Source organism: Xenorhabdus bovienii, from assembly GCF_024721015.1.
Classification (GTDB): Bacteria; Pseudomonadota; Gammaproteobacteria; order Enterobacterales; family Enterobacteriaceae; genus Xenorhabdus; species Xenorhabdus bovienii.
The window spans coordinates 1-16509 of sequence record NZ_JANAIF010000013.1 but is presented as its reverse complement, the minus strand read 5'-3'; the positions used below and the strand labels follow the sequence as shown (position 1 = coordinate 16509).

General features: G+C 45.8%; 9 protein-coding genes. 4 read left to right on the top strand and 5 right to left on the bottom strand.

Features of this window, described 5'->3' with window-relative positions; genetic code table 11:
• Positions 1-73: 73 nt before the first annotated feature.
• The 3 genes from NXS07_RS05585 to metG form a co-directional block, all read right to left on the bottom strand.
• Entirely contained in the window at positions 74-769 is a 696-nt protein-coding gene (locus tag NXS07_RS05585) for a CidB/LrgB family autolysis modulator (RefSeq protein ID WP_038187986.1), read from the bottom strand.
• 2 nt (positions 770-771) lie between these two features.
• On the bottom strand, positions 772-1215 hold the full coding sequence (locus tag NXS07_RS05580; protein ID WP_046337225.1) for a CidA/LrgA family protein: 444 nt from the start codon (positions 1213-1215) through the stop codon (positions 772-774).
• Positions 1216-1358: 143 nt separating this feature from the next.
• Positions 1359-3386 carry a methionine--tRNA ligase gene (metG, locus tag NXS07_RS05575; protein ID WP_046337224.1) on the bottom strand — a complete coding sequence of 676 codons (2028 nt, stop codon included), beginning with the start codon at positions 3384-3386 and terminating at the stop codon, positions 1359-1361.
• Between the two features lie 211 nt (positions 3387-3597).
• Here metG and apbC point away from each other — a divergent pair, with 211 nt between their 5' ends.
• From apbC to asmA, 4 genes are all read left to right on the top strand, one after another.
• The gene (gene apbC, locus NXS07_RS05570; RefSeq protein ID WP_038197134.1) at positions 3598-4710 is read left to right on the top strand and encodes an iron-sulfur cluster carrier protein ApbC; all 1113 of its coding nucleotides are present in this window, start codon (positions 3598-3600) and stop codon (positions 4708-4710) included.
• Between the two features lie 380 nt (positions 4711-5090).
• The gene (gene udk, locus NXS07_RS05565) at positions 5091-5732 is read left to right on the top strand and encodes a uridine kinase (protein WP_038203897.1); all 642 of its coding nucleotides are present in this window, start codon (positions 5091-5093) and stop codon (positions 5730-5732) included.
• A 47-nt stretch (positions 5733-5779) separates the two neighbouring features.
• Positions 5780-6361 (top strand): dCTP deaminase, encoded by a 582-nt coding sequence (dcd, locus tag NXS07_RS05560; protein WP_038197135.1) that lies wholly within the window; start codon positions 5780-5782, stop codon positions 6359-6361.
• A gap of 49 nt (positions 6362-6410) precedes the next feature.
• Entirely contained in the window at positions 6411-8270 is a 1860-nt protein-coding gene (asmA, locus tag NXS07_RS05555) for an outer membrane assembly protein AsmA (protein WP_038203893.1), read from the top strand.
• Between the two features lie 200 nt (positions 8271-8470).
• Here asmA and NXS07_RS05550 read toward each other — a convergent pair whose 3' ends face one another.
• Together NXS07_RS05550 and NXS07_RS05545 are read right to left on the bottom strand one after the other, a co-directional pair.
• On the bottom strand, positions 8471-14236 hold the full coding sequence (locus NXS07_RS05550) for a phage tail protein (RefSeq protein ID WP_258086335.1): 5766 nt from the start codon (positions 14234-14236) through the stop codon (positions 8471-8473).
• Between the two features lie 465 nt (positions 14237-14701).
• Positions 14702-16282 carry a TerC family protein gene (locus NXS07_RS05545; protein ID WP_038191812.1) on the bottom strand — a complete coding sequence of 527 codons (1581 nt, stop codon included), beginning with the start codon at positions 16280-16282 and terminating at the stop codon, positions 14702-14704.
• Positions 16283-16509: the final 227 nt, after the last annotated feature.

Here is a 16509-nt window from a genome sequence, read left to right as displayed (position 1 = left end):
TAACTTATATCAAATTTTTACTATTTTTATGAATTTTTCACCGTTTGATCACGAGCTGCTAACTAGCAAAATATTAGCCAAATAGATGAAGCAGTACAGGAAATAAAAAAGGTGCCATTAATGAGGTGATAATGCCGCAGGTCATCAGCGCCAAAGAACTGTATGCACCTTCAATATGATCGAGTTCGGCACAGCGTGCAGTACCCACGGCGTGGGATGCCGTTCCCATGGCTAATCCTCTTGAAGCCGACGTTTTTATTTCTAGAAGATTGAACAAATTATGACCAAAGATCGCGCCCAAAATACCGACAGTAATTACGCAGGCTGCACTGATAGCCGGAATTCCGCCAACGGAATCCGCAACGGCCATGGCAATTGGTGTTGTGACGGATTTGGGCAGCACAGAGGCAGCGATCTCAGGGCTGGCTCCCGCCCATAACGCGATAGCTGTACCTGTCACCATCGCGACAATACTACCGATAAAACAGATGCTAATAATGGATTTCCATTGAGCGCGGATTTGATGGAGCTGCTCATAAAGAGGGAAGGCCAATGCGACAACGGCGGGTTGCAGTAAGTCGTTTAAGATCCTGCTACCGGTAAAATAGTGCTCATAGGGGGTGTGAGTCATCAGTAGCAAAGGAATGATAACGGCCATCGATAGCAACAATGGATTAAAGATGGGAAGTTTGAGTTGCCGTGACAATTTTTTGGCGCAATAAAATACGAGCAGTGTTAATGGCAGTGACCACCAGATATGGCTTAACATTTTTATCTTTTGTCCGATTGTTGTGATGGCGGGGAGCTGAGATCGGGTTCTTTTCGTTGAGCGCCAATAATGATGCGTTCGCGATGGACATAATGGGAACTGTAAGCAACGACAATCATGACAATTACTGTACTGACGATACAGGAGAGAACAATCGGGAACATTTGCTGGCTAAGTTGCGGGTAATAATCCATAACACCCACCCCGATAGGTAAAAACAGCAATGTCATGTTTTTCATCAACAGGCTACAGCCCGGTTTCACCCAATATGCAGGAATAAGCTGGAATGCAAGTAAACAAAACAGAAGAAGTAAGCCAATAATGCTGCCGGGGAGAGAGAAGGGAAGTAGTGCTGAAATGATATTTCCTGCGATGAGGCACAAATAGAGCAGCACGAATGCACGCAGGTATTGCCAGCCTATCACCAGCATGTTTCGGAAAGACATAAACATAATTCCTCAATATAACGAGGGTTTTATCATACGACTAACTCTGTAAATGTGCCATACGTCACATTAAAAAGCGGACTCTTTTTTGAGCCCGCTTTGTTGTTTATCATTATACCTTAATTTCACAAGGTATCTGATGGTTATTTAACCTGCATTCCCGGCTGTGCACCGCTGTCTGGGCTTAACAGGAAAATCTCTTTTCCGCCAGGGCCAGCCGCCATTACCATGCCTTCAGAAATGCCAAAACGCATCTTACGTGGTGCGAGGTTGGCTACCATCACTGTCAGACGGTTCTCCAGCGCTTTTGGATCTGGATAGGCTGAACGGATACCGGAGAAGACTTGACGCGTTTCACTACCAAGATCAAGGGTCAGTTTCAGCAGCTTATCTGAACCTTCGACAAAATCAGCTTGCTTGATCAGTGCGATACGCAGGTCAACCTTGGCAAAATCATCAAATGCGATGGTGTCCTGAATGGGATCATCGGCCAGTGGGCCTGTCAGGGTTTTTTGTGGCTCGATGCTTTCTTTGGAGTCAGCCACCATAGCGTCAACTTTTGCCATCTCGATACGGTTAAATAGTGCCTTAAATGGTGAAACTTCATGGTTAAGCAATGGTTGTCGGATGCCATCCCAAGTCAGTTCGGTATTCAAGAACGCTTCTGTACGGTCAGTCAGGCTTGGAAGAACCGGTTTCAGGTAAGTCATCAGAACGCGGAACAGGTTGATACCCATTGAGCAGATGGCTTGCAGATCGGCATCCCGACCTTCTTGCTTGGCAACAACCCACGGTGCCTGTTCGTCAACGTAGCGGTTTGCCAAATCGGCTAGTGCCATGATTTCACGGATAGCTTTGCTGAATTCACGGTTGGTGAAATCTTCTGCAATACCTTCAGCCGCATCAACAAATTGCTGGTACAGAGCAGGATCAGCAAGTTGGTCAGCCAATTTGCCCGCAAAACGTTTATTGATAAAACCTGCGTTACGTGAAGCAAGGTTAACTACTTTGTTCACGATATCGCTGTTAACGCGCTGAATGAAATCTTCCAGATTGAGATCGATGTCATCAATACGGGAGGAGAGCTTCGCAGCATAGTAATAACGCAGGCAATCTGCATCAAGGTGCTTCAGGTACGTTTCAGCCTTGATAAACGTCCCGCGCGACTTGGACATCTTCGTGCCGTTAACCGTGATATAGCCGTGAACGAACAGATTGGTCGGCTTGCGATAGTTGCTGCCTTCCAACATGGCTGGCCAGAACAGGCTATGGAAATAAACGATATCTTTACCGATGAAGTGGTAGAGATCGGCTTCGGAATCTTTCGACCAAAATTCGTCGAAATTCAGGTCATCACGTTTGCTGCACAGGTTTTGGAACGACCCCATGTAACCAATTGGCGCATCCAGCCAGACATAGAAAAATTTGCCTGGTTCGTCAGGAATTTCGAAACCGAAATAAGGTGCATCACGGGTGATATCCCACTGTTGCAGACCTGAGTCAAACCATTCCTGCATTTTGTTTGCGACTTGCTCTTGCAAGCTGCCGGAACGCGTCCATTTTTGCAGCATGTCGCTGAAAGCAGGTAGATCAAAGAAGAAGTGCTCCGTATCGCGCATTTCTGGCGTCGCACCGGATACTGCCGAACGAGGATTAATCAATTCCGTTGGGCTGTAAGTGGTTCCGCAGACTTCACAGTTATCGCCATACTGATCTTCGGCCTTACATTTCGGGCAGGCACCTTTGACGAAACGGTCTGGCAGGAACATGCCTTTTTCTGGATCGTACAGTTGAGAAATCTTCCGGTTCTTGATGTGACCGTTCTTTTTCAGTTCCAGATAAATTTTGGTGGCAAGCTCTTTATTCTCTTCGCTGTGCGTAGAGTGGTAGTTATCGTAGCTGATGGCAAAGCCGGCAAAATCCTGCTGATGCTCTAGGCTCACTTTGGTAATCATTTCTTCTGGCGAGATCCCACTCTGCTGGGCTTTCAGCATAATTGGCGTGCCGTGGGCATCATCAGCGCAGATAAAGTGAACCTCTTTGCCGCGCATTCGATGATAACGAACCCAAATATCAGCCTGAATGTGTTCTAGGATATGACCGAGATGAATGGGACCGTTAGCATAAGGCAACGCACAGGTCACCAATAATTTGTTCGCGACTTGAGACATAGTTAGGATCTGACTTCCGTATATTGAAAAGGGCTTTTGATGTTACCTGATCAAGAACATTGTCGCTAGGGTAACGCAAGATCTTCGTTACTTTTATTTAAGGCGCTATTCGGCGTCGATTTCAATTTTGGTCTTATCCCAAACCGCCCGCTTCTGCTATGATGGACAAAACGGTTTTCGGTTAAAAAAAGACAAATCAAAAGGAGCCGGGATGAACTCACAATCCCCCGAGCAGACCAGTCCTGACCTGCTGAAAGAACACGTTGTGAAAATACTGGCAACGTTCAAGCATCCGACTTTAGAGCGAGACTTGATAGCTCTGAAAGCATTGCATCATTGCGCCATGCTTGATGGGGTACTGCATATTGAATTAATGATGCCGTTCGTCTGGAAGCGTGCTTTTGCAAAACTGAAGGAAGAAACGACTCAATCTTTGCAAACGGCTACGGGAGCAAAATCTGTTGACTGGCGGCTTACCCATGATATCTGTACTCTGCGCCGTGCCAATAATCTGCAGGGCGTCAACGGTGTCCGCAATATTCTGGCGGTCAGCTCAGGGAAAGGCGGTGTGGGGAAATCCAGCACGGCGGTGAATCTGGCGCTGGCGCTGGCGCAGGAAGGGGCAAAGGTGGGTATTCTGGATGCGGATATTTATGGTCCGTCCGTGCCCAATATGCTTGGCACAGCTCAAGAACGCCCAACCTCACCTGACGGTCAGCACATGGCGCCGATTATGGTGCACGGCATGGCGACGAATTCCATCGGCTATCTTGTCACAGATGACAACGCGATGATCTGGCGCGGGCCAATGGCGAGCAAGGCTCTGATGCAGATGTTACAGGATACACTGTGGCCGGATCTGGATTATCTGGTCATCGATATGCCGCCGGGAACAGGGGATATTCAGTTAACGCTGTCCCAGAATATTCCGGTGACTGGCGCGTTGGTTATTACAACGCCGCAGGATATTGCTCTGCTCGATGCGATAAAAGGCATCGCCATGTTCCAGAAAGTCAATGTGCCAGTATTGGGCATTATTGAAAACATGAGCATCCACATATGCAGCAACTGTGGCCATCAGGAGCCGATTTTTGGTACGGGTGGTGCAGAGAAACTGGCGGAAAAATACCATTGTCAACTGTTGGGGCAGATTCCGTTGCATATCTCACTGCGTGAAGATCTTGATCGCGGCGAACCGACCGTTATCAGCCAGCCTGGCAGTGAATTGGCAGATATTTACCGTGACATTGCCGCCAATATCTCTGCTCAGATGTACTGGCAGGGAGAGAAAATTCCTACGGAAATTTCTTTCCGCGCAGTTTGAGTTAGGCAATTTCGTGTCGATATGCGACGGAACGTTGTTGATTAGTAACAGTTATTGTAATCCCTCGCTACGAATACGGTATAAGTATTTACATCCGTATTTTAGTGTGATTTTGTTGGTATTGTCGCTATCTGGCCTGTGATCGGTTCATGAAGCCTATATCAGCATCGCCGATCAATGGCTCTGTTTATACAGGGCCATTTTTTCATTTTTCAAGGCGAAATCGCGGAATTTTTATGCGGGGCGTATAGAAAAAAACGAGACTTATCTTGTTTACTCTGGAATAGAAGTCATTAACTCCCTATAATCCGCCAAACATAGCGTTACTGAATGCTATGTCCCCACTTTATTTTTTCTTTTTTAACCAGGTTACTTCTATTATGGCTGATGAAGCACATAAGTGTACAATCGTAGGTATTGCAGGTGCCTCTGCCTCAGGCAAAAGTCTTATTGCCAGTACACTTTATAGAGAATTACGGGCTCAGGTTGGTGATCACAATATCGGTGTTATTCCAGAAGATTGCTATTATAAAGACCAAAAAAACACTCCTCTGGAAGAACGTTATAAAGTTAATTACGATCATCCAAGTTCAATGGATCACAGTTTACTGTTCGAACATATCCAAGCATTGAAAGCCGGAAAATCCATTGAATTGCCTCAATATGACTATGTTGCTCATACCCGCAAAACCGAATCCATCCATTTTGAACCAAAACGCGTCATCATCCTTGAAGGTATCCTACTATTAACGGATAAGCGTTTGCGTCAGGAAATGGATTTCTCTATTTTTGTAGATACACCATTGGATATCTGCCTGATGCGCCGCATTAAGCGTGATGTGAATGAGCGTGGACGTACATTGGATTCTGTCATCGAACAGTATAAGAAAACCGTTCGTCCAATGTTCCTGCAATTTATCGAGCCATCAAAACAATATGCCGATATTATTGTTCCCCGTGGTGGGAAGAACCGCGTGGCTATCGACATATTGAAAGCTAAGATTGGCCAATTTTACGAATAATTTGCCATTCAGGCATTCATAAGCATCATCGTATTTGAGAGGAAATAATGCGACTCTGTGACCGTGACATTATTAAATGGCTTGATGAAGGTAAACTGGTAATTACCCCACGTCCCCCTATCGAACGTATAAATGGGGCAACTGCTGATGTGCGCCTTGGGAATCAGTTTCGCGTTTTTCGTGGTCATACTGCTGCCTACATTGATTTGAGTGGTCCCAAAGCTGAAGTCAATGCAGCACTTGATCGTGTCATGAGCGATGAAATCGTTTTGCCGGAGGGAGAAGTTTTTTTCCTCCATCCCGGCGAACTTGCACTGGCGGTAACGCTGGAATCGGTCACACTGCCCGATAATTTGGTTGGCTGGCTGGATGGGCGTTCATCTCTTGCCCGCCTCGGCCTGATGGTACATGTCACTGCCCACCGGATTGATCCAGGCTGGCATGGTCAAATTGTTTTGGAATTTTATAACTCAGGCAAATTACCTTTGGCGTTGCGCCCAGGCATGGTGATTGGGGCGCTGAGCTTTGAACCCCTTTCGGGTTCAGCTGACCGCCCTTACAACCGACGTCAGGATGCCAAGTACAAAAATCAGCAGGGAGCTGTAGGCAGCCGAATTAGTGAGGACTAATTTTTTCTGGTGAAGGTATTCATCTTGTAGACATGAGACTGAGGAAGTCATGAAAAGATTGTTGACGACACTCGTTATTTTGTTAGTAGTCATTGTTGCTGGTTTAGCTGCGTTAGTTGTGCTGATTAATCCGAATGATTTTCGTGGCTACATAGTCGAACAGGTACAAAAGAAGAGTGGTTATCATCTCGTGTTACAGGATGATTTGCGCTGGCATATCTGGCCAAAACTGAGCATTTTGACTGGGCAGATATCACTGACGGCCCCTGATGCCGAAATCCCTGCGGTGGTGGCAGAGAACATGCGTCTGGATGTCGAATTACTGCCGCTGTTATCCCACCAGTTTGTAGTCAAAGAAGTGATGCTGAAAGGTGCAGTTTTGCGATTTATGCCGGACAGCCAGCCGCAGAAACAGGCTGAAGCCCCGATTGCGCCGAAAAGTGATATCCAATATCCGGTGGCAGGGGGTCAAGGTTGGAAACTGGATATTGCCAGAATCAAGGTAGCGGATAGCTTACTGGTCTGGCAAACCGATACTGATTCCCAATTAAATATCCGTGATATCAATTTCCTGATGGAGCGTAGGGATCAGGATCACGTCAATCTTGAATTCAGCAGCAAGATCAATAAAAACCAGCAGGAGTTGGCATTCGAATTCAATACTTCTGTTGATATCTCTGATTATCCGCAGCGCTTGGCGGCTGATGTCAGTTCGCTCAAATATCAACTGAAGGGAGTCGGGTTACCGTCTGAGGGTATCAAAGGAACAGGCAGCGTTAGCTTGGCGTACCAATCATCTCCTTCATTCATTTCGCTGCAAAAACTAGCGTTGACGGTAAATGAAAGCGAACTTAACGGCAATATTGCTGTTAATTTGCAAAATAAGCCACAATACACCATCAACCTGAGTTCGCCAAAACTGAATTTAGATAATCTGCTGGGATGGGATGCATTACCGCAAAATGATTTGCAGGCAAGGCATGATTATCGAATTGAAAACAGTTTATTGAAACCGGTGATTGCGACGTCTGTTTCACCGTTATCAAATTATGATCTGAGTTTACTGAAGGCATTTGAGGCCAATCTTTCGTTTGTGGCAGATAAGTTTATTTATCAGGGCATGGATATTGATAATTTTGCCTTGAAAGCCGTCAATAATGATGGAATGGCAGAAATCTTGAAATTAAGCGGCGATGTATTTGGTGGGCATTTTGCGCTCCCCACGACGATTGATGCCACGGTTAACCCAGCTAAATTACATACTAAACCGCTATTGCAAAATATAGAGCTGAAACCACTGTTGACGGCTCTGGCTCTGCCACCGGTATTCAGTGGGCAACTTGAGCTGGATGGTGATCTTCTGGGGGAAGGCTATGACGAATATGCTATTACCCATTACTGGCAGGGTGATCTGAATATTGGCCTGGAAAATGCGCGTTTGGAGGGATTGAACATTCCTCAGCTTATTCAGCAGTCTTTTTCGAGGGCGACTGATCAAGTTAATCAGCCAGAGAATACTGATGATTTTACCGAAGCAAAAAATATGTCTGTCAGAGCGCAACTGAATCAAGGTGAGCTTAAGGTTGATAACCTTTCTGCGATATCGGGCATGTTAAATATCACAGGGCAGGGCAAGGCGAATTTGCTGAAACAAAACACCGATATGTCGTTGTGGGTGCAATTGACAGGCGGCTGGGGAAAACAAAACGAATTTGTGCGTAAGCTACAGAAATTAAAAGTGCCCCTGCGGGTTTATGGTAATTGGGATAACCTGCAATATAAGCTCAATGTTGAAGCATTGCTGAGTGATGAATTACAGGAAAAAGCCAAACAATCCATCAGAAATTGGATTGAACAGAATAGTCGTGCTGAAGATCGTAAGGAATTTGAGAATTTGTTGAATAAATGAGTTTTCAACATACCTAATGAGATTATGGTGCTGGTTTATTTGTAGGGAGATGCAAAGGAAAATGTGCTTGGCTGGTAGACTGGGTCTAAACTACCGCATATTAAAGGTGATCGCCGAGGCGATCACCTGATTTATGCCAATTCTATAGTGGTACGACTTCACTACAAAATAACGGGGTAGGACTAAACTTCTAGTGTATGTTAATACCCTATAACCTGATAATCGAAGTGAGGCACCCAGCCAACCTGTGGCGTTGTGACAGATATTGTCAATGTATCTTTCGACACTCCCACGCCATTTGGATTATTTCGCTGTGTTTTTACATCAGCAAGGTAACCCGGTTGTTGATTATCAAAATTATTCCCGACAATACTTGCATGGCATGAAATTATGCCGTTTGGCAAGCTGGTTGGTAGCTGTATTTTGTAGTAGTGGGTATAGTATGTAATCCCACCGATAACGAATGAATTAACTTCACCAATCGGTTCACTAGCTATTGCAAGCCCGTTGATCTTGATGATATCACCAAGCTTGATTATGGTGACATCTGTTCCGACTCGACGGGATTCTATACCTAACCCAATGAGATCGGACAGGCCAAGATTTTTTACAAACGCTTTCTTGTCTGGGATATCCGCCCCGTTTTGGCCTTTCTCCAGTCGGCCGCTGGCGTTATTATTGGCGCTCTTAGCCAAGTCTTCAACTTTACTGATACGGAGATCAGTTTCCGCTTTAGTATAAGCGCCCACATCAGATGCTATAAGTTTAATGTCCGATAACAGCGCCTTGCCATTCACTGTACGAGTTAACGGCACTCGGCTATCCGCATTATTATTTGCGCTATTTGCCAGTTCCTTAACATCTTCGATGCGGCTATCAACCTCTCCTTTGCTATAGACATTGAGGTCAGATGCTTGCAGTTTAATGTCTGTTAACAACGACTTACCATTTACTGTACGAGTTAATGGTACTTTGTTATCCGCATTGTTATTTGCATTATTTGCCAGTTCTTTAACGTCCTCGAAAAGAATGTTGACATCTGCTTTATTATAGACATCGATATCAATCGCGGTCAGTTCAATATCTGTTGACAGTTCTTTGCCGTTCACTTTGCGAGTTAATGGCACTTTGCTGTCAACATTTTGAATGGCAGAAATAGCATTCTTATTGGCAGTATCAGCGAGTTTATCAACTATGTTGATACGATCATCGGTTTCCTTCTTGTTATAGGCACCAACATCATCCGCAGTCAGTTGAATATCTGTTAACAGTTCCTTGCCGTTCACTTTGCGAGTTACTGGCACTTTGCTGTCGGCATTCTGGATGGCAGAAATGGCATTTTGATTGGCGGTATCAGCCAGTTTGTCAACTTTGTTGATACGTTCATCGATTTCGGTTTTGTTATAGGTACCGATATCAGCCGCGCTCAGCTCAATGTCAGTTAACAGCTCTTTGCCATTGACTTTGCGAGTTAACGGCACTTTGCTGTCGGCACTTTGGATCGCGGTCGTGGCATTCTGGTTGGCGGTTTCAGCCAGAACTTTGACGTTATTGATATGCGTGTCAGTGTCCTCTTTGGTATAGGCACCGACATCCGCTGCGCCCAGTCTAATGTCTACTGACAGTTCTTTATCATTGACTTTACGGGTTAATGGCACTTTACTGTCGGCACTTTGAATCGCGGTGGTGGCATTCTGGTTGGCGGTTTCAGCCAGTTTATTGACATTGTCAACCTGAGTTTTGACGATATTGATATGATCGTCAGTTTCTTTCTGGCTATAGGCCCCGATATCCGCCGCGCTCAGTTGAATATCGGCTGACAGTTCTTTGCCATTGACCTTACGGGTTAACGGCACTTTGCTGTCGGCATTCTGAATCGCGGTGGTGGCGTTCAGGTTAGCGGTTTCAGCCAGTTTATTGACATTATCAACCTGAGTTTTGACGATATTGATATGCGTGTCAGTTTCTACTTTGGTATAGGCACCGACATCCGCCGCGTCCAGTTTAATATCGACTGACAGTTCTTTGTCATTGACTTTACGGGTTAATGGCACTTTGTTGTCGGCATTCTGAATCGCGGTGGTAGCGTTCTGGTTGGCGGTTTCCGCCAGCTTATTGACATTACCAACCTGAGTTTTGACATCACTAATACGGTCGTCAGTTTCTTTTTGACTATAGGCATTGACATCAGCCGCGCTCAGTTGAATATCGGCTGACAGTTCTTTGTCATTAACTTTACGGGTTAACGGCACTTTGCTGTCGGCACTTTGGATCGCGGTGGTGGCGTTCTGGTTGGCAGTTTCCGCCAGAACCTTGACGTTATTGATATGATCGTCAGTTTCTTTCTGGCTATAGGCACCGACATCCGCCGCATTCAGTTTAATATCGGCTGACAGTTCTTTGTCATTAACTTTACGGGTTAACGGCACTTTGCTGTCGGCATTTTGGATCGCGGTGGTGGCGTTCAGGTTAGCGGTTTCAGCCAGTTTATTGACATTATCAACCTGAGTTTTGACATCACTAATACGGTCGTCAGTTTCTTTCTGGCTATAGGCCCCGACATCCGCTGCGCTCAGTTGAATATCGGCTGACAGTTCTTTGCCATTGACTTTACGGGTTGACGGCACTTTGCTGTCGGCATTTTGGATCGCGGTGGTGGCATTCTGGTTGGCAGTTTCCGCCAGCTTATTGACATTATCAACCTGAGTTTTGACGTTATTGATATGATCGTCAGTTTCTTTCTGGCTATAGGCCCCGATATCCGCCGCGCTCAGTTTAATATCGGCTGACAGTTCTTTGTCATTAACTTTACGGGTTAACGGCACTTTGCTGTCAGCATTTTGGATCGCGGTGGTGGCGTTCTGGTTGGCAGTTTCCGCCAGAACCTTGACGTCTTTGATATGGGCGTCAGTGTCCTCTTTGGTATAGGCACCGACATCCGCCGCATTCAGTTTAATATCAACTGACAGCTCTTTGTCATTAACTTTACGGGTTAACGGCACTTTGCTGTCGGCACTTTGGATCGCGGTCGTGGCGTTCTGGTTGGCGGTTTCCGCCAGAACCTTGACGTTATTGATATGATCGTCAGTTTCTACTTTGGTATAGGCACCGATATCCGCTGCGCTCAGTTGAATATCGGCTGACAGCTCTTTGTCATTGACTTTACGGGTTAATGGCACTTTGCTGTCAGCACGTTGGATCGCGGTGGTGGCGCTCTGGTTGGCAGTTTCCGCCAGCTTATTGACATTATCAACCTGAGTTTTGACGCTATTGATATGAGCGTCAGTTTCCTCTTTGGTATAAGCACCGACATCCGCCGCGCCCAGTTTAATATCGGCTGACAGCTCTTTGTCATTAACTTTACGGGTTAACGGCACTTTGCTGTCGGCACTTTGGATCGCGGTGGTGGCGTTCAGGTTGGCAGTTTCTGCCAGTTTATTGACATTATCAACCTGAGTTTTGACGTTATTGATATGATCGTCAGTTTCTTTCTGGCTATAGGCACCGATATCCGCCGCGCTCAGTTTAATATCAGCTGACAGCTCTTTGTCATTAACTTTACGGGTTAACGGCACTTTACTGTCGGCACGTTGGATCGCGGTGGTGGCGTTCTGGTTGGCAGTTTCCGCCAGAACCTTGACGTCTTTGATATGAGCGTCAGTGTCCTCTTTGGTATAGGCACCGACATCCGCTGCATTCAGTTTAATATCGGTTGACAGTTCTTTGTCATTGACTTTACGGGTTAACGGCACTTTGCTGTCGGCATTCTGAATCGCGGTCGTGGCGTTCAGGTTAGCGGTTTCAGCCAGTTTATTGACATTATCAACCTGAGTTTTGACGATATTGATATGATCGTCAGTTTCTTTCTGGCTATAGGCACCGACATCCGCTGCGCTCAGTTGAATATCGGCTGACAGTTCTTTGCCATTGACTTTACGGGTTAACGGCACTTTGCTGTCGGCATTCTGAATCGCGGTCGTGGCATTCTGGTTGGCGGTTTCAGCCAGTTTATTGACATTATCAACCTGAGTTTTGACGATATTGATATGCGTGTCAGTTTCTTCTTTGGTATAGGCACCGACATCCGCCGCGTCCAGTTTAATATCGGCTGCCAGTTCTTTGTCATTGACTTTACGGGTTAACGGCACTTTGTTGTCGGCACTTTGGATCGCGGTCGTGGCATTCTGGTTGGCGGTTTCAGCCAGCTTATTGACATTATCAACCTGAGTTTTAACGTCACTAATACGGTCGTCCGTTTCTACTTTGGTATAGGCACCGACATCCGCCGCGCTCAATTGAATATCGGCTGACAGTTCTTTGCCATTGACTTTACGGGTTAACGGCACTTTGCTGTCGGCACTTTGGATCGCGGTCGTGGCATTCTGGTTGGCGGTTTCAGCTAGCTTCTCAACTTTGCTGATATGCTCATTGATTTCCACCTTGTTATAGGTACCGATATCAGTCGCGTTTAGTTCAATATCTGTTAACAGTTCTTTGCCATTTACCTTGCGGGTTAATGGCACTTTGCTGTCAGCGTTTTGAATAGCGGAAGTCGCATTCTTATTGGCGGTATCAGCCAATTGCTCAACTTTGTTGATATGAGCATCAATTTCCGACTTGTTATAAGTACCGACATCCGCCGCGTTCAGATCAATGTCAGTTAGCAGTTCTTTGTTATTTACCTTGCGGGTCAAGGGGACTTTGCTGTCAGCACTTTGGAGGGCAGCAGTCGCATTTTGGTTAGCAGTATCAGCCTGTTTTTTAACTATGCCGATAAGCTCGTCGGTTTCCGGTCTGTTGTAGGCATTTACATCAAGTGCGGTCAGTTCAATGTCTGTTAACAGTTCTTTACCATTCACCTTGCGGATTAATGGCACTTTACTGTCAGCGCTTTGAATTGCGGAGGTTGCATTCTTATTGGCAGTTTCAGCCAGAGCTTCAACTTTGCCGACTTTATGATCAATTTCATCTTTCTTATAGGTATCGAGATCAGCCGCACTGAGTACGATATCTTCTTTCAGTTCTTTGCCATTGACTTTGCGGGTCAAGGGAACCTTGCTGTCAGCGGTTTCTACTGCTTTATTGACTTGAGTATCAATCTCAGCCTTGTTATAGGTACCGACATCAACTGCATTAATATTGATATCGGATGACAACTCTTTGCCATTAACTTTGCGGGTCAAGGGGACTTTGCTGCCAGCGGTTTCTACTGCTTTATTGACTTGAATATCAATCTCAGCCTTGTTATAGGTACCGACATCAACTGCATTAATATTGATATCCGATGACAGCTCTTTGCCATTAACTTTGCGGGTCAAAGGTACCCACTTGTCGGTAGGCTTGGTTACATTAGCCAAGTCATAGGCTTTAGTCGCCAGAGCATAGGTTGTTCTCACCGCTTTTGATGTTGCAGCATGAGTTTCATTGTCACTATCTACTGCGTTACTCAAAGTGACAAGACCCTTCTCTTTCAATGTTGCATCTGGGTGATTGCGGCTTTCGGCATGATCTTTAATTTTCTCTCTCACATAATTGCGTGTTGCCAGACCAGAAAATAGCTCGTTTACCCAGCCCGGCCAATCTGAGTTGCTGACGGGTAGCGCCATGCTAACGGTCTGTTCTTGCAATTGAGGCTTGTAGAGATCTGCGCAGTTCCCGACAGCAACCAGCGTTCCATCCTTGTCAAACAGGCCGATTTCACGGATCCACCAGCCACCTTGACCCTCAGGAAGTACCTGCTCGGCGATAATATGGTTGGGTTTTTTGGGATCAATGGTCAGTACATCAATTTCAGCGCGATGTTTTTCATTAATCAGTTTGGATTGATTGACGTTTGGGATGGGTAAGCTGCCACCGCCGTCACCAACGGCCATATGGGTAATCTCAAGTTTCGTCCCCGATGTCGTAGCATTTTCCAGTTTACTAGTGCCTACATGTGTTAGTAATGCAAAATATTTCGTACTCATATGAAACCCTCATTTTATCAACAATAAATAGACGTATTGCTAACCCAGCCACAGGAAATTTTGCTGAAAAGATCCTGGGGCAATATGAAGGCGGTGGTGACTTCTCCGCCCATGAGTAAATCATCAAACCTGCTCATTAACACTGGATAGCACACCTTGTGCGTGAATTTCCTGTCGTGGAGAATGGTCAGTGTCAAAACTACCTACCACGACACACATCCCCTTGTGATATCCGTTTGAGTTATGGCGCTGGTTTAATCAGCCTGCGTCATAAACTGGGTGAATGTGTGTTCGTAGAGACATCTTGCAGGCAATGTCAAATGAGACATTCAATTGCACCTGCGAAGCTGCTCAGACAAATTATCTAAAAATAAAGGTTAAAACGATACAATAAAATTTGTCAGAGCTGAAAAAACCGACATTATGTCGGTTTTTGTCAGTTAGTGATGGGTTTAATGCAGTGAATTATGCTTCTATCTTTTCTTCCGTTTTCAGGGACGTGATTTTCACTTTATTGATGCGGTGGCTGATTACTTCGAGCGGTTCAAACAGATATTCGCCGATCTGTAACTGCTCACCTTGTTGTGGAACACGCTGCAGGTCTTCCATCAACAAGCCGGCCAGTGTCTGGTACTCGCGCTTTTCATCCAATGGCAATGGAACATAGAGCACAAGGTCATCCAGTGGCATAAATCCATTGGCGATCCAGTATCCCTCTTCCGTTACCTGAATATCATGGCGGGCGTCGATCTCTCCACCCCCCGCAGGCAGGTTGCCTGTAATGGTTTCCATCACGTCAGTCACTGTGACCACACCTTCAACGGAACCGAATTCATCAACAACAAAGGCGAAGTGCGTCTGTGCCTGACGGAACTGCTCCAGCGCCTGAAGCAGAGAGAGTGATTCAGGGAAGATCAGAGGCTGTTGCACGAGCTTCCGTAAGTCAAATGACTTATGCGTCAGTTGTTGGTTGAGGATATCAATAACATGCACTACGCCGAGTGGTTCGTCACTGGCTTGCTCATCCGTTACTACAATTCGTGTATGCGGTTGCTTTTCCAGTAGTGTTGTCAATTTTCCAGTTGGTGCATGGATATCGAGGTAAACCACATCGTGGCGTGAGGTCATGATACTGCTGACTGTGCGTTGCGCCATGCTGAGAACACGGGCGATCATATGACGTTCCTGCGGTTCAAAGACGGCTTTATGATCTTCATGGTCTGCGATCAGATTGGAAGCGTGATTGTCCAGATCGGCGTTTTCACGTTTGCCATTTAAAATGTGAAGTACAGCCTCTGCGGTTCTTTCGCGCAAGGAACGGGAAGCACTCAGGAACCGACGGCGATTGAACTGGGAAAACTGGTTCAGCGCTTCGATCATAATTGAGAAGCCGATGGCGGCATAGAGATAGCCTTTTGGAATGACATAGCCAAAGCCTTCAGCCACCAGACTGAAACCGATCATCAGCAGAAAGCTGAGACACAGGATAACAATGGTCGGATGAGCATTAACAAATTTCGTCAGCGGCTTGCTGGCCCATATCATCAGGATCATGGCAATGATGACAGCAGCCATCATGGTGCCAATGTGATTGACCATACCCACGGCAGTAATGACAGAATCCAGCGAGAAGACGGCATCTAAGACGATAATCTGCACAACAACTGCCCAAAAGTTTGCACCTTTGCGCTGTTGGTTGTTATGTAGCATTTTACCTTCCAACCGCTCATTTAACTCCATTGTGGCCTTGAACAGCAAGAATATTCCCCCTATCAGCATAATTAAATCACGGGCGCTGAAAGGATGATCCCATAAAGTTAGTAATGGAGTTGTCAGGGAAATAAGCCAAGAAAGACTGAATAACAGGAGCAATCTCATGACCAGAGCACAGGTCAGACCTGTTAGGCGAGCTTTGTCTCTCTGTTTTTCAGGAAGTTTGTCTGCCAGAATGGCAATAAATATTAAGTTGTCAATTCCGAGAACAATTTCTAAAACGATAAGTGTGGCCAAACCGGCCCATATCGTAGGATCAGCGATCCATTCCATACAGTTTATTTTACCTTTTAATGTGACGGCTTCTGCCGATTACTGAATAATGCGGATTGGTATCAGAAATATCAATAGGCGATTTATCCCAGTTGAAAATTTTTTCAGCAAAAAAACAGTATGACGATATCGGTTGCATCAATAACTACCTAGGGCAAACGGGTCTAAATTATACTGACGTAAACCCTCCCGTTAGAACCTTCAGCATATAACCATTATCCCATCCA